22 protein-coding genes are annotated in these 24,848 nt (G+C 66.3%); 8 read left to right on the forward strand and 14 right to left on the reverse strand.

Going from position 1 to position 24,848, the window contains the following annotated elements; genetic code table 11:
• Positions 1-55: 55 nt before the first annotated feature.
• The 13 genes from B0T39_RS08950 to B0T39_RS09010 all read right to left on the reverse strand — a co-directional run bounded on the left by B0T39_RS08950 (position 56) and on the right by B0T39_RS09010 (position 14,388).
• The gene (locus B0T39_RS08950) at positions 56-769 is read right to left on the reverse strand and encodes a hypothetical protein (RefSeq protein ID WP_081545825.1); all 714 of its coding nucleotides are present in this window, start codon (positions 767-769) and stop codon (positions 56-58) included.
• Positions 770-865: 96 nt separating this feature from the next.
• Positions 866-1,600, reverse strand: coding sequence for a DsbC family protein (locus B0T39_RS08955; RefSeq protein ID WP_019103618.1), 735 nt, complete (start codon positions 1,598-1,600; stop codon positions 866-868).
• Between the two features lie 24 nt (positions 1,601-1,624).
• On the reverse strand, positions 1,625-2,776 hold the full coding sequence (locus B0T39_RS08960) for a UbiH/UbiF family hydroxylase (RefSeq protein ID WP_254894523.1): 1,152 nt from the start codon (positions 2,774-2,776) through the stop codon (positions 1,625-1,627).
• 11 nt (positions 2,777-2,787) lie between these two features.
• Positions 2,788-3,951: an FAD-dependent oxidoreductase gene (locus B0T39_RS08965; protein WP_081545829.1), complete on the reverse strand. Its 1,164-nt coding sequence runs from the start codon at positions 3,949-3,951 to the stop codon at positions 2,788-2,790.
• 43 nt (positions 3,952-3,994) lie between these two features.
• Positions 3,995-5,290 carry an aminopeptidase P N-terminal domain-containing protein gene (locus tag B0T39_RS08970; protein ID WP_081545831.1) on the reverse strand — a complete coding sequence of 432 codons (1,296 nt, stop codon included), beginning with the start codon at positions 5,288-5,290 and terminating at the stop codon, positions 3,995-3,997.
• Positions 5,291-5,377: 87 nt separating this feature from the next.
• Positions 5,378-6,187, reverse strand: a complete 810-nt coding sequence (gene iolB, locus B0T39_RS08975; protein WP_081545833.1) for a 5-deoxy-glucuronate isomerase — start codon at positions 6,185-6,187, stop codon at positions 5,378-5,380.
• On the reverse strand, positions 6,184-7,104 hold the full coding sequence (gene iolE / locus B0T39_RS08980) for a myo-inosose-2 dehydratase (RefSeq protein ID WP_081545835.1): 921 nt from the start codon (positions 7,102-7,104) through the stop codon (positions 6,184-6,186). Before iolE ends, iolB begins: the two co-directional genes overlap by 4 nt.
• 14 nt (positions 7,105-7,118) lie before the next feature.
• Entirely contained in the window at positions 7,119-8,975 is a 1,857-nt protein-coding gene (gene iolD, locus B0T39_RS08985) for a 3D-(3,5/4)-trihydroxycyclohexane-1,2-dione acylhydrolase (decyclizing) (protein WP_081545837.1), read from the reverse strand.
• Positions 8,972-10,930, reverse strand: a complete 1,959-nt coding sequence (locus B0T39_RS08990; RefSeq protein WP_081545839.1) for a bifunctional 5-dehydro-2-deoxygluconokinase/5-dehydro-2-deoxyphosphogluconate aldolase — start codon at positions 10,928-10,930, stop codon at positions 8,972-8,974. The genes iolD and B0T39_RS08990 overlap by 4 nt, the downstream gene beginning before the upstream one ends.
• Positions 10,931-10,944: 14 nt before the next feature.
• Positions 10,945-11,739, reverse strand: coding sequence for an ATP-binding cassette domain-containing protein (locus B0T39_RS08995; RefSeq protein ID WP_081545841.1), 795 nt, complete (start codon positions 11,737-11,739; stop codon positions 10,945-10,947).
• Positions 11,726-12,070: a hypothetical protein gene (locus B0T39_RS09000; protein WP_141111145.1), complete on the reverse strand. Its 345-nt coding sequence runs from the start codon at positions 12,068-12,070 to the stop codon at positions 11,726-11,728. The genes B0T39_RS08995 and B0T39_RS09000 overlap by 14 nt, the downstream gene beginning before the upstream one ends.
• Before the next feature lie 65 nt (positions 12,071-12,135).
• Positions 12,136-13,281, reverse strand: coding sequence for an ABC transporter permease (locus B0T39_RS09005; RefSeq protein ID WP_081545845.1), 1,146 nt, complete (start codon positions 13,279-13,281; stop codon positions 12,136-12,138).
• A 63-nt stretch (positions 13,282-13,344) separates the two neighbouring features.
• Positions 13,345-14,388, reverse strand: coding sequence for a sugar ABC transporter substrate-binding protein (locus B0T39_RS09010; protein ID WP_081545847.1), 1,044 nt, complete (start codon positions 14,386-14,388; stop codon positions 13,345-13,347).
• A gap of 205 nt (positions 14,389-14,593) precedes the next feature.
• Here B0T39_RS09010 and B0T39_RS09015 point away from each other — a divergent pair, with 205 nt between their 5' ends.
• The 7 genes from B0T39_RS09015 (at position 14,594) to dcuC (ending at position 22,398) form a co-directional block, all read left to right on the forward strand.
• Positions 14,594-15,460, forward strand: a complete 867-nt coding sequence (locus tag B0T39_RS09015) for a MurR/RpiR family transcriptional regulator (protein ID WP_081545849.1) — start codon at positions 14,594-14,596, stop codon at positions 15,458-15,460.
• Positions 15,453-16,448: an inositol 2-dehydrogenase gene (iolG, locus tag B0T39_RS09020; protein ID WP_081545851.1), complete on the forward strand. Its 996-nt coding sequence runs from the start codon at positions 15,453-15,455 to the stop codon at positions 16,446-16,448. The genes B0T39_RS09015 and iolG overlap by 8 nt, the downstream gene beginning before the upstream one ends.
• A gap of 163 nt (positions 16,449-16,611) precedes the next feature.
• Positions 16,612-17,628, forward strand: a complete 1,017-nt coding sequence (locus B0T39_RS09025; RefSeq protein ID WP_081545853.1) for a Gfo/Idh/MocA family oxidoreductase — start codon at positions 16,612-16,614, stop codon at positions 17,626-17,628.
• A gap of 421 nt (positions 17,629-18,049) precedes the next feature.
• Positions 18,050-19,126 carry a glycerophosphodiester phosphodiesterase gene (gene glpQ, locus B0T39_RS09030; protein ID WP_081545855.1) on the forward strand — a complete coding sequence of 359 codons (1,077 nt, stop codon included), beginning with the start codon at positions 18,050-18,052 and terminating at the stop codon, positions 19,124-19,126.
• Between the two features lie 424 nt (positions 19,127-19,550).
• Entirely contained in the window at positions 19,551-20,192 is a 642-nt protein-coding gene (locus tag B0T39_RS09035) for a DUF5610 domain-containing protein (protein ID WP_081545857.1), read from the forward strand.
• Between the two features lie 153 nt (positions 20,193-20,345).
• Positions 20,346-20,870 carry a hypothetical protein gene (locus tag B0T39_RS09040; protein ID WP_081545859.1) on the forward strand — a complete coding sequence of 175 codons (525 nt, stop codon included), beginning with the start codon at positions 20,346-20,348 and terminating at the stop codon, positions 20,868-20,870.
• Between the two features lie 178 nt (positions 20,871-21,048).
• On the forward strand, positions 21,049-22,398 hold the full coding sequence (dcuC, locus tag B0T39_RS09045) for an anaerobic C4-dicarboxylate transporter DcuC (protein ID WP_081545861.1): 1,350 nt from the start codon (positions 21,049-21,051) through the stop codon (positions 22,396-22,398).
• 276 nt (positions 22,399-22,674) lie between these two features.
• Here the strand turns inward: dcuC and B0T39_RS09050 are convergent, their stop codons facing one another.
• The gene (locus tag B0T39_RS09050; RefSeq protein ID WP_081545863.1) at positions 22,675-23,787 is read right to left on the reverse strand and encodes a M35 family metallo-endopeptidase; all 1,113 of its coding nucleotides are present in this window, start codon (positions 23,785-23,787) and stop codon (positions 22,675-22,677) included.
• Positions 23,788-24,148: 361 nt separating this feature from the next.
• Between B0T39_RS09050 and queC the strand changes: the two genes are divergently transcribed.
• Positions 24,149-24,847: a 7-cyano-7-deazaguanine synthase QueC gene (queC, locus tag B0T39_RS09055; protein WP_043590351.1), complete on the forward strand. Its 699-nt coding sequence runs from the start codon at positions 24,149-24,151 to the stop codon at positions 24,845-24,847.
• Position 24,848: the final 1 nt, after the last annotated feature.

The raw sequence follows: 24,848 nt of genomic DNA on the forward strand, positions 1-24,848 counted from the left end.
GGAGAGCGGAATTTACCACGAACCCGCGCTGCGGTCAGCCCGCAGGCCCACACCGTCAGCGCTGTCCGGGCTGCGGCGTCGAAGCCGCTCCGTCGCCAGGTTCGGACTCGATCAAAATACGTTTATAGCTCTTCACCGCGATGCCATCCTTGCGCGCCGGCGAAAACCCCGCCTGACGAAAACGCTCGAGCAAGGGCTGTTCGCTGCCGGCCGGCTGGGCGCTGACCCATTGCACCGCATCCACTTCGCCCCGCTCATTGATATAGACGCGCAATTCGATCCGGATCGCCCCCCCCGTCAAATCGGCCAGTTCAGGCAGTTCGATCGGCCGCAGCGGCACGGCCAGTTGCTCCAGTTGGCTGGCCGGATAATACAGGTCCAGACCCAAACGCTGCGGCAGTTCGTCCCCCGGCTGCGTGGCCTCCGCAAGGGGCGCAGACGCAGCGGCGGGAAGCTCAGCGGCTGGAGCCGAGGCGCTTGGCCTCGGCGCCGGCTCTGGTTCCGCCTCAAACGCCGCCTCCGGCAGGGTCTGCTCCGCCCTCGGCGCGGTCCATGCCGGCGGCGCTGCGGCCGGCTCCAGCCGCAGCGGCGGCCTGGCCGCCGTCAGACGCACGCTCAGTCCCGCCGGCTCTCCGCGCGCGCCGCCCACCGGCCACGGCGCAAAAATCGCCAGGCCATGCACGGCCAGCGAAAACGACAGGCCCAGCAAGATGCGGTCGCCGTTGGACAGGCCGCGCCAGCGCGCGCTCCAGCCCGGCCGCGCCGTCATCGCCGCCCGCCAGGCGCGACAACGGCCTGAGCCGGCGTCGCGAGAACGCAGGAACAGGCCGTGGAAACCCGCTTAGCGGCGCATGTCTTCATGCGCTCACTTGGCGTTGAGCAGCTTCTCGATATCGTCGCCATCGATCGCGCCCGGCACCAGCTGGCCGTTGGCGAAGATCAGGCCCGGCGTGCCGGTGATGCCCAGCTTCTCGCCCAGTTGCTGAATCTTCTCCAGCGGAGTGTCGCAATTGTCCGGGCCGGTCAGCGGCTTGCCGTCGCGCATGAAGCCGGACCAGGCCGCCACTTTGTCCGGCGAGCACCAGATCTGCTTGGACTTGCGCATCGCGTCCGGGTGCAGCTGGCTAAGCGGATAGAGGAAGGTGTAGATGGTGACGTTGTCCAGATTCTTCAGGCCTTCGCGCTCCAGCTTCTTGCAGAACGGGCAGTCCGGATCGGAGAATACCGCCAGCTTGCGCTCGCCCTTGCCGCGCACTTCCTTCAGCGCGTACTCGAACGGCAGCGACTTGAAATCCACTTTGTTCAGCTCGGCCATTTTCTTCTCGGTCAGGCTTTCCTTCTTCACCGCGTCGATCAGATCGCCGACGAAGAGATAGCTGGCGTCGGCGTTGGTGTACACCACCTGCTTATTGTCCACCACCACCTCGTAAATGCCTTTCACCGGCGTGGCGGTCACCGCCTTGACCGGCTTGCCCGGGAAGCGGCCTTCAAACGCCTTTTTCACATCGCCGGCGTTGCCGCTGCCGGCGGCTTGCGAGCAAGCGGCCAGCGCCATCATCAGGGAGGCACCCAGCGCCAGGGACTTCAGGTTCTTCTTCATCAATCTTTATCCTCAAGGGAAGGTTCAGTAACCAATTGCCTGGCGAGCGAATTGCCGCTTCAAAGGCTTCAGGCAATTGGTCAGGTTCAAGCCGGTATTGCGCAACCAAGGCAGACCCGGCACCTTGGCCTGAAACAACTGAAACAGGCCGTCGCAGCCCAACTGCATGGTTTTCACCGCTTCGCGCCGCTGACGCTCGTAGCGACGCAGCAACATCCAGTCTCCGGCGTCGCGCTCGCCGGCCAGCAAGGCGGCCAATTGCGCCGCGTCCTGGAAACCCAGATTCACGCCCTGGCCGGCCAAGGGGTGCACGGTGTGGGCGGCGTCGCCCACCAGCACCACCCGCTCCGCCGCCACCCGCTCCGGCTGGATCAAGCGCAGCGGAAACGCCGCCGCGGGAGTGATAACCGCCAATGCGCCCAGCGCCCGTCCTCCGGCCGCGGCCACCGTCTCCGCCAGTTGCTCCGGCGACAGTTGCAGCAAACGCTCGGGATCAGAGCTTGACCACACCATGGAAATTCGGTTCCCGGCCATGGGCAGCCAGGCCAGGATGCTGTCGCCGGTGAACCATTGCCGCGCCACGCCGCCGTGCGGGCGTTCGCAGTCGAAATTGGCCACCACCCCGCTCTGGCCGTAAGGCTTGACGCTGGCGTCCAGGCCGGCCTGCTCGCGCACCCAGGAGTTGGCGCCGTCCGCGCCGACCAGCAAGGCGGCGCTCAGCCGGCGGCCGTCGTCCAGCGTCAACTCCGCGCCAAGCGCGTCGGCGCTCAGCGCCTGCGGCTTAAGCCCCGGCAGACAATCGACGCCGGACGTCGCCAGACGCCGCCACAGCGCGGCCAGCAGCCAGCGGTTTTCGGCAATCCAGGCCAGCGCGTGCTCGCCGGCGTCGCTGGCGGCGAACTGGATGCGGCCGCCGGCGTCCCCGCGCACATCCATCGCTTCAATCGCCCCCAGCCGCTCGGCGCCGGGCCAGGCGTCCAGGCTCTCCAGGAAGCGGCGGTTGGCCGGGCTCACCGCGTAGATACGCGCGTCCCAGCCCTGCTCCAGCCCCTCTAGCTGAGGCGGCCGCCCTTCGAGCAAGGCCACTCGCTTGCCCGCGCGGTCCAAGGCCAGCGCCAGGCTGGCGCCCACCAGGCCGCCGCCCACGACGATCACATCGTACTGCCATGCTTTCACATCCGCTCCCATCAAACGCCGAACACCAAATGGCTGGCGAACTTGCGCCGCAGCGGCGGCAACGCGTCCAGCGCGCTGAGGCCGACACTGCGCATGGCGCTGACCACCGGATGATGGCCGTCGAATAATTTAATCAAACCATGGGTGAAACCCACCACCGCGTGGCTGTCCACCCGTCGCAACGCGGCATAGGCCGCCAGCGCGGCGGCGTCGCCGGGATCGGCCGCGCCGGCCAGCGCCGCGCTGAGGCCGGCGGCGTCGCGCAGGCCCAGGTTCAGGCCCTGCGCCGCCACCGGGTGCATGGTTTGCGCGGCGTTGCCTATCATCGCCACCCGGCCGCTGACCACGCGGTTGAGCTGCTTCAGCGCCAGCGGGAACGCCGCGCGCGGCCCCACGCTCAGAATGCGGCCCTGGCGCTCGCCGAAGGCCTGCTGCAAAGCAGCGGCCACCTCGGCGTCGTCCGCAGCCTGCAAGCGGGCAGCGTCCTCGGCGCTGCGGGTCCACACCAACATATAAGCGTCGCCGTGCGGCAACAGGGCCAACGGCCCGTCATGGGCGAAGCGCTCGTAGGCCACGCCCTTGGGAGGCAATTCGGTGCTCACCTCGGCCAGCACCGCGCACTGGCGGTAATCGTGGCTCAGGCGCTTGACGCCGGGCAGGCTTTCCGCCAGCGCGCCGCCCTCGGCCATCACCGCCAGCCGGCAGGTCAAGACGCTCTCGCCGGCGTCGGACGCCACCGTCACCACCGCGTAATGACTGAGGCTCTTGACCGCCCTCACCCGGTGACGCCACAGCACGCGCACGCCGGCGCGCTCCAGCGCGCCGCCCAGCGCCGCCACCAGCGCCGGATAGTCCACCACCGCGCCCAAGTGCGGCAGCCCCACATCCTCGCCTTGCAACAGGGTGCGGCCGCAAGCGCTTTGCTGCGACACGTGCACGCTGTCGATCAAGGACGCCGGCAAATCCTCCGGCCAGGCGCCGGCTTCGCGCAGCAGCTCGCGGCTGTGCCAGGACAGCGCCAGCGCGCGCGCGTCGCGCACCGCCTCGTCGCGGCCTCGGGCCTCCACCAGCGTCACCTCGCGGCCGGCGCGCGCCAGCCGCAGCGCGGCCAGCGCCCCCACCGGGCCGCCGCCTATGATCACCACGTCCGCATGTTCATTTGTCTGTTGCTGCATGTCTGCTTCCTTCCTGTTTCCTCGGGACACAGGCTCCGGATACTCAATTCTCGTTCATCAGCGCTTCGATCTGATCAATCTGCTTGGGCACGCCGCCGGTATAGACCTCGCAGCCCTGCTCGGTAATCAGCACGTCGTCTTCGATGCGCACGCCGATATTGTGCAAGGCGGCCGGCACGCCGTCCGCCGGGCGGATATACAAGCCCGGCTCCACCGTCACGCACATGCCGGGCTGGTAAGCGCGCCACAGGCCGTTGCGCTTGCGCGCGCCCACGTCGTGCACATCCAGGCCGATCAAATGACCGATGCCGTGCATGTAGAACTGGCGGTAAGCGCCGGATTCGATCACCCCGTCCACGCTGCCTTGCAGCAGCCCCAGGTCCAGCATGCCCTGAGCCAGCACCGCCAGCGCGGCGTCGCCGGACGCGTTCCAGGGCACCTTGGGGCCCAGCGCGGCGATGGCCGCCGCCTGCGCCGCCAGCACCACTTCATAGACGTCGCGCTGCGGGCCGCTGAAGCGGCCGTTGATCGGGAAGCTGCGGGTGATGTCGCCGGCGTAGCCTTCCAGCTCGCAGCCGGCGTCGATCAACAGCATCTCGCCGTCGCGCAGCAGGCCGTTGTTGGCGCAGTAATGCAGAGTGCAGGCATGGGCGCCGCCGGCGACGATGCTTTCGTAGGAAGGCTGGCGCGCGCCGCGGCTGACGAAGGCGTGCAGGATTTCCGCCTCGATCTGGTATTCATGCAGGCCGGGCCGGGTGGTCCGCATCGCCTGCACATGACCGGCGGCGGAAATCTCGCCGGCGCGGCGCAGCAGCGCGATCTCGCTGTCGTCCTTGATCAAGCGCATCTCGTCCAGCAGCGCGTGCACGTCGCCGTAGCAACTGGGCGCCGGCGCGCCGTGGTAGGCGCGCTGGCGCAGGCTGTCCAGCCAGCCGTTGACGCGCGCGTCGAATTTGGCGTCGCGGCCCAGGCTCCAGCACAGCCGGCCGCAGCCGGACAGCAGCTCCAGCATCCGCGCGTCCAGCTCGGCGACGGGATAAGCCTCCTCGAAGCCGAAAGCCTCGGCCGCCGCCTGCGGCCCGTGGCGGAAGCCTTCCCAGATTTCCATGTCCGGATTCTTGTCGCGGCAGAACAGGATGGACTTGCCGCTGCGGCCGTCCAGCACCAGCACCGCTTCCGGTTCGGCGAAACCGGTCAGGTACAGGAAATGGCTGTCCGGGCGATAGGGATAGAAATTATCGGCGTTGCGCACCGCTTCCGGCGCGGTGGGCAGCACCGCGACGGCCTCGCCCAGGGCGGACAGCAGGCGGGCGCGGCGTGCGGCATGAGGCGTGGGCATGGCGGAATCCAGGCAAGAGACCGGCGCGGTCGTAAAAGCGGCAGTTTACACCGCCGCCCGCGCCAACCCAAGCCCCGCCGCCGCGCCTCAGGTCGCGGCGGACAGCATCCACTCATGCGCCGGGTCGTTGTGGAAGCGCCATTCGCGGCGCGGCCCGGCCATCACGTTGAGGTAGTAGGATTCATAGCCGTGCGGCACGCACACCGGATGATAGCCGCGCGGCACCAGCACCACGTCGCCGTCCTCCACCGCGTGGGATTGGTCCAGATCGCGCTCGTCGGTGTAGACGCGCTGGAACACGAAGCCCTGCGCCGGGCTCACCCGGTGGTAATAGGTTTCCTCCAGCTGGCTTTCCGCCGGCAGCGCGTCGCGGTCGTGCTTGTGCGGCGGATAGCTGGACGAATGGCCGGACGGGGTGCGCACTTCCACCACCAGTAGGCCGTCCGCCTCCGCCTGCTGCGGCAGAATGTCGGTGACGTAGCGGGTGTTGCTCCCCTGCCCGCGCACGCTCTGCGCCATGTCCTGCGGCCGGATCAGCCGCGGCGGCCGGATCAGCGGCCGGCCCGGCGCCGAGCACAAAGCCACTTCGGCCGCGCCGCGGGCGACGATGCGCAATGCACAGCCGGCGGGAATATAAGCCGCCCACGGCGCTTGCCCGTCGAACACGTCGGCGCGGCCGCCCACGCCCGGCCAATGTTGGTCGCCGGCGACGATGTCGACGACGCCGGCCAGCACCACCACGCAGCATTCCCGCTCCGCTTGCAGCCAGTCCTCGGCCTCGCCGTCGGCCAGGCGCAAGGCGCGGAAGCCGACATGGCGCCAGCCGGCGGAGGCCGGCGTCACATCGGCGGCGACGCGGCCGGCCGCCGCTCTCACGCGCAAATCAGGCTGATTCATGCGCAACTCCTTTCCGACGCGCCGGCGCGGATGGCGGCCACCAGCCCGGCCAGGGTGCGGAAGCCCAGCTCGGCGTAGCGGTAGCTGGGCGCCACCACCGGGTCCTGTTCCGCCTCCACCACCAGCCAGCCGCGATAGCCGTGCTCGGCCAGCGTGCGCAGCAGGGCTTCGAAATCGATGACGCCGTCGCCGGGCACGGTGAACACGCCGTTGAGCACCGCCTCCAGAAAACTCCAGCCGCGGTTGCGCGCCAGCCGCGCCACCTGCGGGCGGATGTCCTTGCAATGAACGTGAACCACGCGGCCGATATGACGGCGCAGCACCGCCAGCGGTTCGCCGCCGGCGAAGGCGATGTGGCCGCTGTCGAACAGCAGGCCCACTTCCGGGCCGGTGACCGCCATCAGCGCGTCCACATCGTCCGGGGTTTCGACGTAGGCCCCCATATGGTGATGGTAGGCCAGCGTCAGGCCGTGGCTTTGCAGATGGCGGCCGAAGGCGTTCAGCCGCTCGCCGTAGTCGCGCCATTGCCGCTCCGAGCCAAAGCGCGGGCGCTGGCTCAAGGGCCTCGGCTGGCCCTGTATCGCCTGGGCCACTTCGCCGTAGACCATCACCCGGCAGCCGCTGGCGGCCAGCAAACGCACATGCGGCTCCGCCGCGGCGATTTCCTCATCCACGCCGCGCTCGGCCAGCCTGCCGGAATGCCAGCCGGACACGCATTGCAGGCCGTGCGGCGCCAGCGCCGCCGCCAGCGCTTCCGGCTGGCGCGGGAATTTATTGCCCAGCTCAAAACCGCGGTAGCCTATGGCCGCGCCTTCGGCCAGCGCCTGCTCCAGCGAAATCTCGCCGCCCAGCGACGGCAGGTCGTCATTGCTCCAGGAAATCGGATTGATGCCGATTTTCACGTCGAATGCATGCATTGCCTTGTTCCCCGCTATTCGTATTGACGCCGGCGCAGCCGGTCTTCGTAAGCCTGGCGCGCGGCGCGGACCTCGGCCCGTTCCGACACCTCCGGCACCGCCACTTCCCACCAGCAGCCGCCGGCCTCGGTGGTGCGCGCCGGATCGGTGTCGATCACGATCAGATAGCTGCGCTCGGCGGCGCGGGCGCGGACCAGCGCCGCCTCCAGGCCGGCGATGTCGGCCACATGTTCGGCCTCGGCTCCCAAAGCACGCGCGTGAGCAGCAAAGTCCACCCTCGGCGCGCCGTGGCGGCCCTGGCGGCAGTCGTCCAGCAGATTGTTGAACGGCGCGCCGCCGCAGGCTTGCTGCAAGCGGTTGATGCAGCCGTAGCCGCGATTGTCCAGCAGCACCACGATCAGCTTGCGGTCCAGCATCACCGAAGTCGCCAATTCGCTATTCATCATCAGATAACTGCCGTCGCCCACCATCACGATGACTTCGCGCTCCGGCCGCGCCATCTTCACGCCCAGACCTCCGGCGATTTCATAGCCCATGCAGGAATAGCCGTATTCCAGGTGGTAGCCGCCCGGCGTCGCCGCGCGCCACAGCTTGTGCAATTCGGCCGGCAGGGTGCCGGCGGCGCAGACCACGATGTCGTCGCGCTCGGAGCCGGGGTGGCGCTGTACCGCGCCTATCACCTCGCCGTCGTAAGGCAGGCCGTGAGGCTGTCGCTGGCCGGTGACGCGCGCCGTCTCCGCGCGCCAGTCTTCGGCCAGCGCGCGCGCCTCAGCGCTCCAGCCGGCGTCGGCGCGCCAGCCGTCCAGCCGCGCCGACAGCGCGTCCAGGCACAGCGCGGCGTCGCCGGTCAAAGCCACGGCGTCGGCCTTGATCCCGTCCAGCGCGTTGACGTTGACGCTGAGCAGCCGCGCCTGACGAAACAACTGCCCGGAGCCGGTGCTGAAATCCTGCAAACGGCTGCCCAGGGCCAGCACCAGATCGGCCTGTTCCGCCAGCCGGTTGGCGGCCGGCGAGCCGGTGACGCCGATTGCGCCCAGTTGCAGCGGGTGGTCCCAGGGCAAGGCGCTCTTGCCGGCCTGGGTTTCGGCCACCGGCGCGCCGTGGCGCTCGGCGAAGGCGCGCAAGGCCGCCGCGCCGCCGGCGCTGTAGAGCACGCCGCCGCCGGCCACGATCAGCGGCCGCCGCGCGGCGGCCAGCGCCCGCGCAGCCCGCTCCAGCGCATCCGTTTCCGGCGGCGGCGCGGCGATGCGCCACCGCCTCGGCCGGAACCAGTCCGTCGGATAGTCCCAAGCCATGGTCTGCACGTCCTGCGGCAGCGCCAGCGTGGCCGGCCCGCACTGCGCCGGGTCGGTCAGCACCGCCAGCGCGCGCGGCAATGCCGTGAGCAGCTGCGCCGGGTGGACGATGCGGTCGAAATAGCGCGACACCGGCCGCAGGCAGTCGTTGACCGACAAGGTGCCATCCTGCGGCGCTTCCAATTGCTGCAGCACCGGGTCCGGCGCGCGCGACACGAACACATCGCCGGGCAAGAGCAGCAGCGGCAGCCGGTTGACGTGGGCCAGCGCCGCGGCGGTGACCAAGTTGGTGGCGCCGGGGCCGATGGAGCTGGTCACCGCCATCATCCGGCGGCGGAAATGGGCTTTGGCGTAGGCGATGGCCGCATGAGCCATGCCTTGCTCATTGTGGGCGCGCCAGGTGGGCAGGCTGTCGCCGGCCTGCTGCAGCGCCTCGCCCAGGCCGGCGACGTTGCCGTGGCCGAAGATGGCCCACACCCCGGCGAACAGCGGCAGCTCCTCGCCGTCCAGCTCCACCCGCTGCGCGGCCAGGTAGCGCACCAGCGCCTGGGCCATGGTTAAGCGAATCGTGCTCATCGCGCGCCCTCCTCGCTGAGCGCGCGGCCGGCCGTGCCGCGTTCCTCGCGCCAGACCGCCACCAGTTCAGTGAATCGGGCGCCGGCCTCGGCCACCAGGCCGGCGTCGTCGATCTCGCCCGCAAGCCAGCGCTCGGCCGGCCGCTGAAACAGGCTGCGACCCACCATGAAGCCGCGGCAACTGCGGCTCGCGCGCGCGGCGGCAAAGCCCCGGCGCAGCGCGTCCAAGGGCGCGTTCAAGCCCAGCAGCACCACGCCTCGGCAATAGGGGTCGCGCTCGGCGATCAGCGCGTCCAGCGCCGGCCACTGCGCGGCGGCGGGCGGCTCCAGCTTCCACCAGTCCGGATAGATGCCCAGGTTGTACAAGCGCTTGAGCGCGCGGTAGACGGTGTCGTCCGCGCGCGGCAAATCCTTGGGTGGAATGATTTCCAGCAACAGTTCGTGTCCGCTGGCCTGGGCGGCGTCATAGAGCGCGCGGATCTGCGCTTCCTGTTCCAGCCGGTTGTCCAGCGCATCGTCCGGGTGGTACTGGGCCAGGCATTTGATCACGTGCTCGCGCGGCCAGGCGGCCAGCGCGCCGGCCATCGCTCGGCCTTGCTCGAACACCAGCGGATTGGACCCTGGCAGCTCCACCGGCCGGCCCACCCACCAACCGCGGCCGGTGGCGGCGTACAGCGCGTCGGCACCGTAGCGCTCGTCTATCAGCACCCCCACCCGCCCGCGCAGACCCAAGCGCTGCTCCACGCCGGCCACCGCTTGCACCAGCAGCTGTTTCAAACGCGGCAGCCGCGCCTCGTCCGCGCCCGCCGCGCGCGCCAGCTCAAAGAACTGACTGCGATGGTCGAAGGCGAACACACACAACTCGTCCCAACGCGGCCGCGCCGCGCTGACCCGGTGCAACCGGCTCAGGGCCGCGTCCTCGCCCGGCCGCCGCGTCGGCGCGGCGAGAAAGCGCTCCAGCTCGGCCGGGGTCGGCATCGCCGGCGCGCAGCCGTGGCGCGACACCACCAGCGCGCCGCAGGCATTGGCGCGGCGGCAGCATTCTGCGTAGTCGCCGCCGCGTAGCCAGACAGAAAGGAAACCGGCCAGGAAGGCGTCGCCGGCGCCCAATACATTCATCACGTCCACTTCCTCGCCGGCCACGCTGAAGGCGTCCTCGATGCGCGCCGGCACTTCGCCGGGAATCACCGCGCAACCCAAGGGCCCCAGCTTGACCACCAGCACCGCCTGGCTCAGCGCGCGCACTCGGGCCAAGGCCGGCATCAGCTCGGCCTCGCCGCCGGCGATCAGGAACTCCTCCACAGTGCCGACGATGAGGTCGAACTCTGAGAGCAGGCTCTGCAAATGGGCGCTGACCTCGGCGCTGGCGATGTAGCGGGTTTCGCCGTCGCCGCGGCCGGCCAGGCCCCACAGCACCGGCCGGTAGTCGATGTCCAACACCGTGCGCGCGTCGTGGCGGCGCGCGTATTGCAGCGCGCGGCGGCTGGCCGCCTCCACTCCGGGCCGTGACAAATGGGTGCCGGTGATCAGCAAAGCCCGGCTGCCTGCGATGAAGCCCTCGTCGATGTCATCGGCGCTGAGCGCCATGTCGGCGCAGTTTTCGCGGTAGAACAGCAGGGGAAAAGTGTCCCGGTCCTTAATTCCCAGCAGGGTCAGGCCGGTCAGCCGCTCCGGGTCCACCTTCACCTGGCTGACGTCGCAGCCTTCGGCGCGCAGGGTGTTGAGCAGGAAGCGCCCCATCTGTTCGTCGCCGACGCGGGACAGCATCGCCGATTTCAAACCCAGCCGGGCCGCGCCGAAAGCGATGTTGGCGGAGGAGCCGCCCAGGTATTTGGCGAAGCTGGCCGCGTCTTCCAGCGGCGCGCCCAGTTGCTGCGCGTACAGGTCCACCGCCAGCCGGCCCAGGCAGACCAGGTCGCGGTCTCGGCCGCTGGCGAAACGGGTGGTGTTTTGCATGCTAGATCTACCTTTCAGATGTGGACGCCGTCCAGCTCGGCCATCAGTTTCTGCATTTCCGCGCCGCCAGCCATCATGTCCAGCACTTCCTCCTTGCTGACCGAGTCCTTGGCGTAAGTACCCAGCGAGCGGCCGCGATTGAGCAGGGTGAAGCGGTCGCCTATCGGATAGGCGTGGTTGACGTTGTGGGTGATGAAGATCACCGAGATGCCCTTCTCCCGCGCCTTGGAAATCAGCTTGAGCACATTGACGCTCTGCTTGACGCCCAGCGCGGCGGTGGGCTCGTCCAGGATCAGCACCCGGGCGCCGAAGTGAATGGCGCGGGCGATGGCCAGGCATTGCTTCTCGCCGCCGGACAGGGTGCCTATCGCCTGGTGCGGATCGCGAATGTGGATGCCCATTTCCACCAGCTTGTCGCGCGCCACTTCGCCGGCCAGCTCCAAGTCCAGCACCGGCAGCAGGCCCAGCCATTTCTTCATCGGCTCCCGCCCCAGGAAGAAGTTGCGCGCCACCGACATCAGCGGCACCAGAGCCAAGTCCTGGTAAACAGTGGCTATGCCCTGGTCCAGCGCCTGGCGCGGCGATTCGAAGCGCACCGGCTGTCCGTCCACCCGGTATTCGCCGCCACTGGGCCGGTGCACCCCGGCCAGGGTCTTGATCAGCGTGGATTTGCCGGCGCCGTTGTCGCCCAGTAGGCAATGCACCTCGCCGCGGCGCAGTTGCAGGTCTACCTTCTGCAAGGCAATCACCGAGCCGAAGGTCTTGCTGACCTGGTCCAGCTCCAGGATGTAGTCGTCACACGGTTTCATATTCGACTCCTTGCGGCCCGCGGCCAGGATTGTTCAGCGCCGCGGCCGCGGCAAGGCGCGCCGACGCGGACAGTACATTGAGTACAGCAAGGAGGCGCAACGCGGCCGCATCGTTTTGCCGACTCGACCTCTGTCCGTCACGGCCGGAAAAATCCAGCGCAGCGGCTGCGGCAAGGCGCGCCGACGCGGACAGTACATTGAGTACGGCAAGGAGGCGCAACGCGGCCGCAGGGATTTTGCCGGTCGTGACCCAGAGCCGGCTCACGATCTGGCGAGCTAAAGCGAGACAAGGCGAAAACGGCTGAGAAAGCGGAATGTACGGTTGGTACATGAGCATTTCGAAGACGTACTCACCGTGTAACGCTCCACGACGCGCAGCGGATCGAGGGCCGGCTCTCATTTGGCCTCCGTGACGCGGCGTCTGACATAGTGATTGAACAACACCGCCATCAGCAGCATCAGGCCGAGGAAGACGCGAAACCAGTCGGAGTTGATATTGGTGTAGGTGATGCCGATCTGCACCACGCCGAAGATCAGCGCGCCGACGCAGGCGCCCACCACCGAGCCGTAGCCGCCGGTGAGCAGACAGCCGCCTATCACCGCGGCGATGATGGCCTCGAACTCCTTTTGCAGGCCGCGGTCCGCGGCGGCGGAGCCCACGTCGCACACTTGCAGCACCGCGAACAGGCAGGCGCAAAAAGCGGTGAACATGAACAGGCCTATCTTCACCTGCTTGACCGGCACCCCCACGTTCTTGGCCGCGTTGGCGTCGCCGCCGGCGGCGAAGATCCAGTTGCCGATCCGGGTGCGCGCCAGCACAAAGGCCGCGATCGCCGCCAGCGCCAGCCACCACAGCAGCACCTTGGGCACGCCGGCCGCCGCCGCGCCGCCGTCCGGCAAGGAGGCGATGGCGCCGATGCCGGCCAGCCAGTGGAACAGGCCGGCGCCGACGTGGCCGACGAACAGCCATTGCGCCAGCGGGTCCGCCGCCGCCAGGTCGCCGACGCCGCTGACGATGGTGCGGTTGGCGAACAGGATGGACAAAGCCAGCGTCAGGCCGCGCAGGATGAAGAGAAAAGCCAGGGTGACGATGAAGGACGGCAACCGGGTCTTGAGCACCAGATAGCCGTTGAGCCAGCCCACCGCCAGCGAGCCGGCGAAGGCGAACAGGATGGCCAGCCAGAACGGCCAGCCGAAATACAGCGGCGGAATCGCCACCATCATGCCGGCGAAGCCTATCATCGAGCCCAGGCTCAGATCGAACTCGCCGGCTATCATCAGCAGGCAGGCGCCGATGGCGATGATGCCAAGATAGGCCGCCACCTGCGACCAGTTGACGATGCCGTCCACCGCGAACATGCCGGAACCGCCAGCGCCGACGCCGAACACCGCGAACACCAGCACCGCGCCGGCGACGGCGGCGAACTCCGGCCGGCCCATCAGCCGGTCGAACAGCGACAGCCGCCGCACTCTTTCATCGTCGCCGGGCGGCGCCATGCGAATGCCCGCGGCCTTGCCCGGGCTGGCCTTGCTCATGCTCATTGCTATGCTCCTCGCCTCGGAGCCGTCGCGGCGCCGGGCGTCAGATCCATCGAAAAACGGCGGCTAGCGGTACTGCCCGGCGTACTTCTCCACCTTGGCGATATTGTCCTTGGTGACGAAGCCGGGGCCGGAGTTGATGTGGCGGCCCTTGTAGAGGGGCGCCAGCCCGTACTCCTTCAGCCTGGCCTGGAACTTGGGACTGGCCTTGAGCGCGGCTTCCACCTTGGCCGGATCCGTGGTCTTGTCGCGCTTCATGATGGCCAAGGCCGCTACCGGGATATAGCCCTGCAGATAGGGCTGCTGGTCGATGGCGAACTTGATGGTGCCGTCCTTGATCGCCTTGGAGATGTCCTCGGACAGGTCGAAGGTGGCGAAGTAGAGCTTGCCGGCCAGGCCCATCTTCTTCACCGCCTTGATCGCCGGGCTGGCCGAGGTCGGCCCCAGCGTCAGCAGCGCCTGGGTGCCGGGGTTGTTGCGTAGATAGGCGCTGACCTTGCTTTCGATGCCGGTAGGGTCGTCGCCGGCGTCCAGCGTGGATTTGCGCACATCGGCGCCGATGGCGTCGGCGAAGCCCTTGCAGCGCTCGAAGGAGGCCGGGTTGGTGGCGTAGTGGTTGACACAGAGAAAGGTCTTGATGCCCGCGGCCTTGGCCTGCTTGCCGGAATCGAAGCCGGCGTCGTATTCCGGCTGGCCGACGTGCAGGGCCGCGCCCAGGCTTTCGCTTTGCTTGACGGTGCCGGAATTGATGGTGATCAGCGGGATCTTCTTGGCCACCACCTGGCCCAGCGGCCGCTTCAGCACATCGTAATCGGCAATGCTGGCGATCACGCCGTCGTAGCGCCGCGCCGCCGCCTGCTCGATCAGCCGCGCCATATCGGCCAGGTCGCCGTTGGGCGGATTGCGGTAATCCACCTGCACGTTGAAATCCTCGCCGGCCTGCTTGATGGCGTTCTTGATGGTGTTCCACCAGGCGTCGGAATCCGGCGCGTGGCTGACCAGCACGAAACGGGCGTCGGCCGCCTGCGCGGCTTGAGCCAGCGCGCAGAGCGCCAGCGCCGCCGCGGGCAGCGCCCGCTTCCACTTACTCTTCCAGAGTCGCTGCTGCATCTCTCTCCTCCTTCTTCTCCGCCGGCCCATCGTGGGGCCCGCTATGGTGTCGGCCGCGGCCGCTGTCTGGCGGCGGGCGTGAAATCACCTTATGAGCTTTCGCTCTACTCTGCAAATAATTTTCCAAAATTAATTTTTAATAGAAAAATATTTTCGAACACAAGGACAAAACGTATACTGGCCAAAACCTTAGGAAAGCCCGCTCATGGCCAATACCGCCCCCGCGGAGGAATTGATGCAGCGCATCGCCGCCGAATACGACACGCTGAGCAAGCAGCTGAAAGTGATTGCCGCTTACGTGGAGCAGCACCGGGGCACGCTGATGCTGCAGCGCATTACCGACATCGCCCAGGCTTGCGAGGTGCAGCCCTCCGCCATCGTCCGCTTCGCTCAGCGCTTCGGCTTTGCCGGCTTTTCCGACATGCAGGCGCTGTTTCGTGACGCATTTACGCCACAGGGCGCGCCGCAGCCCAATTACCGGCAGCGCATCCAGAGCCTGATCGCCAACCGCGACGAGCAGCGCTCCACCAGCGGCATGACCCGCGACTTCATCGCCGCCTGCCAACAAGGCCTGCAAGAGCTGGACGCCTCGCTGGACGAGGCGCAGCTGGAAGCAGCGGTGGAGCTGCTATTGAACGCCGACAACATCTACGTGGCCGGGGTGCGGCGCATGTTTCCCATCGCCTCCTACATCGCCTACGCCTTGCAGCACACCGCGAAGAAAGTGCATTTGTTATCCGGCCTGGGCGGCATGTTTCCGCAGCAAATCCGCAGCATTGGAGAAAAAGACGTGCTGATCGCCATCAGCTTCCAGCCCTACGGCAAGGAAAGCCGCTATTGCGCGCGAGTGGCGGCGCAGCACAAGGCCAAGCAGTTGGTGATCACCGACAGCCAGCTCAGCCCGCTGGCGCGCGGGGCCGACGCGGTATTGACGGTCCGGGAAGGCTCCGCCTTCGCCTTCCGTTCGCTGACCAGCACCATCTGTCTGTGCCAGGCGCTGTTCATCGCGCTGGCCTGCCGGCTGGAGCTGAACATAGAAGAAACCAAGGAGACTGGAGGATACGATGATTGACACAGCGCTGTTCGGGGCCGGCCGCATCGGCAAGATCCACGCCGCCAACCTCGTCCGCCTGCCGGGCATGCGGCTCAAATACGTGGTGGACAGCCATGCGCCGGCGGCGCGGGAACTGGCCGCCGTCCACGGCGCCGAGGCCTGCTCCGCGGAACAGGCGCTGGACGATCCGGCAGTGCGCGCCGTGGTCATCGCCGCCAGCACCGACACCCACGCCGAACTGATCCTGGCCGCCGCCGCGCGCGGCAAGGCCATCTTCTGCGAAAAACCGGTGGACCTGGAGCTGGAGCGCGCGCGCCAGTGCGCCCAGGCGGTGGCCGCGGCCAGCGTGCCCTGCCTGATCGGCTTCCAGCGCCGCTACGACCCCACCTTCGCCGCGCTCAAGGCCAGGCTGGCCGCCGGCGAGATCGGCGCGCCGGAAATGCTCATCGTCACCAGCCGCGACCCCGGCGCGCCGCCGCTGGACTATATCCGCCGCTCCGGCGGCATCTTCAAGGACATGCTGATCCACGACTTCGACATCTGCCGCTGGATTCTGGACGACGAAGTCCTCAGCGTGCACGCCAGCGCCAGCGCGCTAAGCGACCCGGCCATCGCCGCCGCCGGCGACGCCGACAGTACGGCGGTGACGCTGCGCACCCGCCAGGGCCGGCTGTGCCAGATCAACACCAGCCGCCGCGCCGCCTACGGCTACGACCAGCGCTTCGAAGTGCAGGGCAGCCGCGGCATGCTGCAGGCCGGCAACCACCGGCCCACCGAGGTGATCGCCTACGGCGAGCGCGCCGTGGCCGCCGACCTGCCCGAGCCCTTCTTCCTGGAGCGCTACAGCCAGGCCTACGCCGCCGAGATGGCTCACTTCCTGGAGGTGATCCGCGACGGCGCCGCGCCGCGCACCACGGTGGAAGACGGCGTGCGCGCGCTAGAGCTGGCCGACGCCGCCACCCGCTCCTGGCGGCTGGGCCGGGTCGTCGAACTGGATCAGGTCTAAGAGCGTGTTTACGATCTCGCGAGCAAGAGCGAGACAAGGCGAAAACGGCTGAGAAAGCGGAATGTACAGGTGGTACATGAGCATTTCGAATGCGGTTTTCAACGCGGCATCGCCACAGCGCAGCAGATCGTGAACAGGTGCTAACTCAACAGGAAGGCTTGTCATGTCTACATTAAACCTCGGCGTCGCCGGCCTGGGCCGACTGGGCCGCCGCCACGCGCTCAATCTGCGCGACCGCATCGCCGGCGCGCGCGTGATCGCCGCCTGCTCGCCGCTGCGAGAGGAACTGGACTGGGCGCGGCGGGAGCTGCCCGACGCCGCCGGCCACGCCGCGCTGGAGGGCCTGCTGGCCGAACCGGGGCTGGACGCGGTGCTGCTGGCCACCCCCACCGCCCTCCACGCCGAGCAGATCATCGCCTGCCTGGACGCCGGCAAGCACGTGTTCTGCGAAAAGCCGCTGGCGCTGAATCTGGAGGACTGCCTGCGAGTGGAGCGCGCCGCCGCCCGCCGCCCGGAACTCAAAGCCATGGTGGGTTTCGTGCGCCGTTTCGACCCCAGCTATCAGGACGCCGCCGCAAAATTGACGCAAGGCCTGGTGGGCCAGCCCTATCTGGTGCGCTCGCAGACTTGCGACCTCAACGACGACAGCGGCTTCTTCGTGCAGTTCGCGCCCAGCAGCGGCGGCATCTTCATGGATTGCAGCATCCACGACATCGACCTGGCGCGCTGGCTGCTGGGCTCGCCGCGCCCGTTGCGGGTATGGGCCAGCGGCGTCAACGCGGTGCACGGCGCGCTGGCGCAATACGGCGACGTGGACAACGGCGTGGCGATGTGCGAGTTCGAGGACGGCAAGCTGGCCTGCTTCTACGCATCGCGCACTCAGGCGCACGGCCATGAAACGCTGACCGAGATCTTCGCCACCCAGGGCCGGCTGAGCGTGGGCGCCAACCCGCGCGCCAACCGAGTGGAGATCAGCGACCGCCACGGCGTGCGCAACGAGTGCGTAACGGACTTCTACCAGCGCTTCGCTGAAGCCTTCGCGCTGGAGTTGCAGCACTTCGTCGACGCCGCGCGCCTGGACCAGCCGCTGTCCCTGAGCCTGGCCGACGCCCGTGAAGCCACCCGCATCGGCCTGGCCATTACCGAGGCCTTGAGGACCCGACAGGCAGTGGAGTTGTAAGAACCTGTTTACGATCTGCTGCGCGTCGGCGATACGGCGTTGAAAACAACTTCGAAATGCTCATGTACCGCTTGTACATTCCGCTTTTTCGCTCGTTTTCGCCTTGTCTCGCCTTAGCTCGCGAGATCGTAAACACGTTCTAAGAGTCTGTTTACGATCTAGCACACGTCGGCGGGATGAATGGGGCATGGTGAGAGAGCCGCTAGTCCCGCTGTCCCCCTCAAGCATGTGAACATCTTCAAAACTACCGCGCCGGGGAGCTTGCCGCCGGCGCGGCGATACCCTATCGTCCTACTCTTTTCAGCAAAAACAAAACCATGGCGATGCCGATGGACTTGCCGGGTTTCATCACGCCGACATCCGCGCATCCGATCATGGCGTCTCGCCAACGCCCCTTGCGAACTTATATATAGGAGAATCCATGTCATTCGCTTGCAAACCCCTGCTCGCCGCCGTCGCGCTGGCCATCGGCCTGGCCGCGTCCGTCCAGGCAGCCGACAAGATCGTCATCGCCCACCGCGGCGCCAGCGGTTACCTGCCGGAACACACGCTGCCGTCCAAAGCGCTGGCCTACGCCCAGGGCGCGGACTATCTGGAGCAGGACCTGGTGATGACCAAGGACGACAGGCTGATCGTGCTGCACGACCATTACCTGGACCGCGTCACCGACGTGGCCGAGCGCTTCCCCGAACGCGCGCGCAAGGACGGACGCTATTACGCGATCGACTTCACCCTGGCCGAGATCAAATCGCTGCGCTTCACCGAAGGCTTCGACATCGACAAGGGCGTCAAGCGTCAGAGCTACCCCGGCCGCTTCCCCATGGGCAAGTCCGATTTCCGCATCCACACTTTTGAAGAGGAAATCGAATTCATCCAGGGCCTGAACCACTCCACCGGCCGAGACATCGGCTTGTACCCGGAGATCAAGGCGCCGTGGTTCCACCGCCAGGAAGGCAAGGACATCACGGTGAAGGCGCTGGAAGTGCTCAAGCGCTACGGCTACACCGGCAAGAACGACAAGGTCTATCTGCAATGCTTCGACTTCAATGAACTCAAGCGCATCAAGACCGAGTTGATGCCCAAGGCCGGCATGGACCTCAAGCTGGTGCAGCTGATCGCTTACACCGACTGGCAGGAAACCTTCGAGCAGAACGCCGCCGGCCAGTGGGTGAACTACAACTATGACTGGATGTTCCGTCCGGAAGGCATGAAGGAAATCGCCAAGTACGCCGACGGCATCGGCCCGCAATACCCGATGCTGATAGACAAGACCTCGACGCCGGGCAAGATCAAGCTCACCGGCATGGGCCGCGCCGCGCACGCCAACGGCCTGGCGATCCACCCTTACACCCTGCGCAAGGACGCGCTGCCGGCCTACGCCAAGAATATGGACCAGTTGCTGGACGCGGTGTACAACCGCGCCCAGGTGGACGGCGCCTTCAGCGACTTCCCGGACCTGGCGGTGGATTTCCTGCGCCGCCAGAAACAGCACCGCTAAGAGCCGCTAACAAAACCCCTGATCCTGCGTTGCGCCTCCTTGTCGTACTACTCGTACTGCCTGCGTCGGCGCGCCTTGGCTCAGGTTCTCTGCGAGCTTTTGTTAGCGGCCCTAAACGCGTGTTCCGAAGCCGGCAGCCGCCGGCTTTCAAAGGCAGAGCCGGGCCGGCCCAAAGCCAGCCTGGGCTCTGCCTGCCGCATGCGCACGCTCACCAAAATAAGCCTCAAGTTTCCGCGGGCCCAGCCGAAAATATGGCCATACTGAGGTAAGGCAGCCCTCGGTTTCCTTGCGCCCGCTGCGCAAGCCCCCAACAACACAGCAGGTTCAGACCAGGTCGACCAACACCAACAGCGCCTTGGGCATGAAGGCGTCGCGCCGCTTCCGGCCGTCGATCACAACCGCCCTTTCCGCTTAGGAGCGCACTATGTCCGTCAATTCCGTGAACACCCCGTCCGTCGGCAGTCAGCTCAGCGCCAGCGTCCAGCAGAGCCAGACCAGCAGCAGCGCCAGCCAGAACGTCAGCAGCTCCGCCACCGCGCGCAATCAATTGAACGCGCAACTGGTGGCCAATCTGGACGTTTCCACCAACGCCGACGGTAAATCGCTGTCCCTGCTCTACCGCACCGCCATCGACAGCATCAACCAGATCCTGGCCGATCAGCTGAACGGCGGCGCGGGCGCCCAGCCCGCGTCCGATGGCCAGAGCGCCCAGGGAGCGCAGCAGACGCCCAACATCCTGCAGCAGAAACTGAGCGAGGACAATTCGCCGGAAGGCACGTCCCAGCGCATCCTATCCGGCGCGCTCAGCTTCTTCAGCACCTACGCCAAACAGCACCCGGAACTGAGCCAGGAAGAACAGGCCAAGAACTTCGTCGACATCGTGCGCGGCGGCTTCGAAAAAGGCTATGCCGAGGCCGTGGACGTCCTCAACGGCCTCAAGGTGTTCAACGGCAATATCGCCGACGAGGTCAAGAAAACCCGCGATCTGGTCAACAAGGGCTTCGACGACTTCGTCGCCAGCATGAAGCCCAAAACCCAAAGCGACGCGGCCGCGGCAACAAGCTGACGGTTAAAACTGAATGCAGCGTTAAATTAAAAATAAAGTTTTCCCCGGCCGTGTCGAAAATAGGGCATGGCCGGGGAAACGAATCAGATCCAAACTGCGTTTCCGGCCGAACGCCGCCAGCCAGACCGGCGGCACGCTCGCAAGGAGACCGTCATGCCCATCCTGCCCGTTACCCTGACCCAGGCCGGCCGTTCCGCCGGACACCAGCTCTCGCAACAGGAGCAAGGCGGAAAACACGGCCGCCAGCGCGAGCCCGCCGCCGCCGCCGCGGCCAGCCCCGACGCCGACAGCCGTTTCTCCGCCGACAAGCAATTTCTGGATTTATTCCACCACGCGGTGATGGACCCGCTCAGTTGCGCGCTGGACCTGCCGCTAATGGGCAAGGACCTGCTGACCGGCCTCGGCCTGGAACACAACCCCGGCTACGCGGCGGAACGGATCATCCGCGACTTCTACCAGCTGTTCGCCCTCTATCGGCAGCAACACCCCAAGCAATCGCCGATGCAGCAGCTGTTCATCTTCCTGGCCGTCGCGCGGCAAAGCCTGGATTGCGGCTTCAATGAAACCCATCAGGTGCTGGAAAGCATGAATATGCTTCACGTCGCTTACCACGATCTGGTCTCCGCCAAGGAGCAAGTGACGGTGGCGCTGATCAATTTCGGCCAACCGCCGGTCTAGGCAACGATTCCGGCTCTAGCACGGAACGCGCCTCAAGAGCCTGTCCCTCTCTCCCTGCGCTCCCCTAAGCGCGGTCGCGCACCGCGTTCTTGCCCCATATCAATTTTGATTCATCTAAAAATATGCTCACCCGTATTTTTTAGTAAATTATAATTTTGTTATTTACATTGAGCCGGATATGGAATTACTGATAGGCACGATAGTCACGCTGCTGGTGGGCCGGGCTATCTTCAAAGGCTACTCCGCCACCGGCGTGCTGATGCTGGGCGGCCTGGCGCTGCTGATCGCTACCGCCTTGCAAGGCTTGCCGGTGCTGCCCAAGAACGTGGCGGCCACCGGTCACGCCGCCACCGACATCGCCGAGTTCGTCAAATCCCTGCTCAGCAGCCGCGCCGCGGACCTGGGCCTGATGGTGATGGCGCTGTGCGGCTTCGCCGGCTATATGACCCATATCGGCGCCAACGACATGGTGGTCAAGCTGGCTTCCAAGCCGCTCAGCCGCATCAAGTCGCCGTACGTGCTAATGGTGGCGGCTTACTTCGTCGCCTGCCTGCTGTCGCTGGCGGTGTCCTCCGCCACCGGCCTGGGCGTATTGCTGATGGCCACTTTGTTCCCGCTGATGGTGAACATGGGCATCAGCCGCGGCGCGGCCGCGGCCATCTGCGCATCGCCGGCGGCGCTGATCTTGTCGCCCACCTCCGGCGACGTGGTGATCGCCGCCCAAGCCTCGGGCATGCCGCTGATCGACTTCGCCTTCAAGACCACGCTGCCCATTTCCCTGCTGGCCATCGCCGGCATAGGCTGCGCCCACTTCTTCTGGCAGCGCTATCTGGACCGCAAGGAAAACCTGCCGCTGACGCGCCAGGACGTGCACGAGATCGTCACCGACGCGCCGGCGCTGTACTGCCTGCTGCCGTTCACGCCCATCGCCGGCGTGCTGGTGTTCAACGGCAAGCTGGCGCCGGAACTGCACATCGTCACCGTATTGATCCTGTGCATCGCGCTGGCCGCGCTGGTGGAATTCCTGCGCCATCGCCGCGCCGCGCCGGTGTTCGCTGGCTTGGAAGTGGCTTACAAAGGCATGGGCGACGCCTTCAGCAGCGTGGTGATGCTGATCGTGGCCGCCGGCGTGTTCGCCCACGGCCTATCCGCGCTGGGCTTCATCAATCAGCTGATCGGCCTGGCGCAGTCCTTCGGCTCCGGGGCCATGGTGTTGATGCTGGTGCTGGTGGCGATCACCACGCTGGCCGCGCTGACCACCGGCTCCGGCAACGCGCCCTTCTACGCCTTCGTGGAACTGATCCCCAAACTGGCGGCCGAAGCCGGCATCAACCCCGCCTTCCTCGCCATCCCCATGCTACAGGCGTCCAATCTGGGCCGCACCGTGTCGCCGGTGTCGGGCGTGGTGGTGGCCTGCGCCGGCATGGGCCAGGTGTCCCCGTTCGAGATCGTCAAGCGCACCTCGGTGCCGGTGATCGTCGGCCTGGTGATTGTGGTGCTGGGCACGCTGGCGCTGGTGCCGGCCTGAGAACTTGTTCAAAGTCTGCTGCCCGTCGGCAGGATGGATATAAGAAGCGCGTTGAAAACAGCTCCGAAATGCTCATGTACCGTATGTACATTCCGCTTCCTCAGCCGCAACGCCTTGTCTCGCCCTAGCTCGCGAGACTTTGAACAGGCTCTGAGAACCCGTTTCCGATCTGCTGCGCTTCAGCAATAAGGCGTTTGAAGCGCCGCCAAACCCGGCGCCCGCCGAAGAGAACACGACCGCCCATAGGCGGCCGTTTCCCATTGCTCAAGGGAAAGCTTACTGCTGGGCCGGGGTGTTCTCGGCGAAGTATTCGTGGTTGTCGGCGTTGTTCAAAGCTTGAGCCGGATTAGTCTTCGCCAAATTCTTGGCGCCGCTCTGACCATAAACGTGGTCGTCGGTGCCCGCCACCACGGTGAAGTGAGACAACTCATGCACCAGGGTGCCGCCCTTGGAGTCGGTGCCGCTGGTCGGTGCGTTCCAGAAGGCGCCGCACAGATAGATCTTGTACGGCTGCGCCGGATAGACGTAGGCGTAAGTGCCGGCCTGGGTGCAACCACAATCGATGCTGATCGGCTTGGTGTCCAGCGCGTCCTTGATGCTGACGTAATGGGACTTGGCGGTGTTCCAGTTGGCCAGCGCGTACTTGCCGAACCACGTGGTGTAGCGCGGGGTGCCGGACGGAGAGCCGGACAGATAGCTGACCGAATCGTTGGCCATATTGATGGCCGCGCTGACGCCGCCGTTGGTCTGGCTTTGCTGGGTCACAGAGCAATTAGCCGCGTAAGTGACGCTGGAAGCGGCCGCCTTGCGGCTGAGGATGGACCATTCGCGCTGCGCGTCCAGCGACTGCTTCAGCAGCTTGCTTCTGCGGCCGGCCACCGACACGCTGGCGGTATTGGAGCTGAGCACCTCGTCGGCCACGACGGCGGCGTCCGCGCCAGAGGCGATCTTGGCGTTAAGCTGCGGCGCGGCGCGGTTCAGCACGCGGGAACTGGCTGCCTGGAAGCGCACGTCGAAACGGCCGCTTTTCGACATATCGTAATAGTCGGACACCTTGACCTTGACGCTCAGCGAAGCACCCGGCGCCAGCGCCACGGTATCCTTGATGGTGGGCACCGCCCGCTTGTAGCGCGGCCCCAGATAGCTGACCGGCTTGCCGTCGCGGCTCACCTCGAAAATCTGTTCCTGCAGTTCCTGCCCCGGCACGTACCACTTGTAGATACGCAAGGTTTCCTTGCCGGTATTGCGGTAATTCAGCACCACCTCGACATCCTGATCCGCCGCCACCGAGGCCTGCTGCTTGGCCACGCTCACTTGCAGATCATGCGCCTGAACCAGGCCGCTCCCCAAAGCCATCACGAACAAGGCAATCGGCAACAATTTTTTCATTGATCTTCTCCTGGTGGAAACACCGGCTAGTCCCGCCGCGCTTGTGGCCCGGCAAGGCTTCCAGCCCTTCCAACCCCTTTGTCATCACGTGTTTATTAAAATGGATCGCAAACATATTTCGAATGCGAAAGTCATTAATTACATGACGAAAACATGATTTCAATCAAGAAAAGCGCCCCTGCCGACACGGAATCGGCGGCTGTCTGATTTTTGGCACGCTTCATAAAACAACCTGTTCTAGGTTAAAGTAGCGGGTTGCCCTGCTTGGTGAGACCGATCCAGGCAGGCGACATGTCGGCAGGCCCGCGCCTCGCCCGGCTCCACATCTCAAGCTTCGACTGTTTATCGAATGGCGAACACAATGAATCAGACACCTGAAAAGGCTCTGGTCGTCCTTTCCGGCGGCCAGGACTCCACTACCTGCCTGTATTGGGCCTTGCAAACCTTCGGCCATGGCAATGTCGAGGCCGTGACCTTCGACTACGGCCAGCGCCACCGCGTGGAGTTGGACTGTGCGCGCAAGATCGCCGCGCTCGCCGGCGTGCGCCAAACCGTGCTGCCCATCGACACCTTCGCCGCCATCGGCGGCAACGCGTTGACCGACGCCGACATTGCGCCGGAAGACGGCGCCCGCGACGACGACGCGCTGCCCAACACCTTCGTGCCCGGCCGCAACCTGATCTTCCTGACCTTCGCCGCCGCGCTGGCCTATACACGCGGCGCGCGTCACCTGGTCGCCGGCGTCGCGCAGACCGATTATTCCGGCTATCCCGATTGCCGTGAAAACACCCTCAAGGCGCTGGAAGTGGCCTTGCGGCTGGGCATGGACAGCCGAGTGGAGCTGCACGCGCCGCTGATGTATCTGTCCAAGGCGGAAACCGTCGCTTTGGCGCAACAAGTTGGCGCGATGGACGCATTATCCTGGAGCCACACCTGTTATAACGGACAGGTGCCGCCCTGCGGCCATTGCGCGTCTTGCGAGTTGCGCGCCAAGGGTTTCGCCGAAGCCGGCGTGCCCGACCCGCTGATCGTCCGCTGCCAAACTCGCCGGGAGGACTAAG

It is taken from the genome of Chromobacterium haemolyticum (genome assembly GCF_002081825.1).
In the GTDB taxonomy this organism is placed as follows: Bacteria; Pseudomonadota; Gammaproteobacteria; order Burkholderiales; family Chromobacteriaceae; genus Chromobacterium; species Chromobacterium fluminis.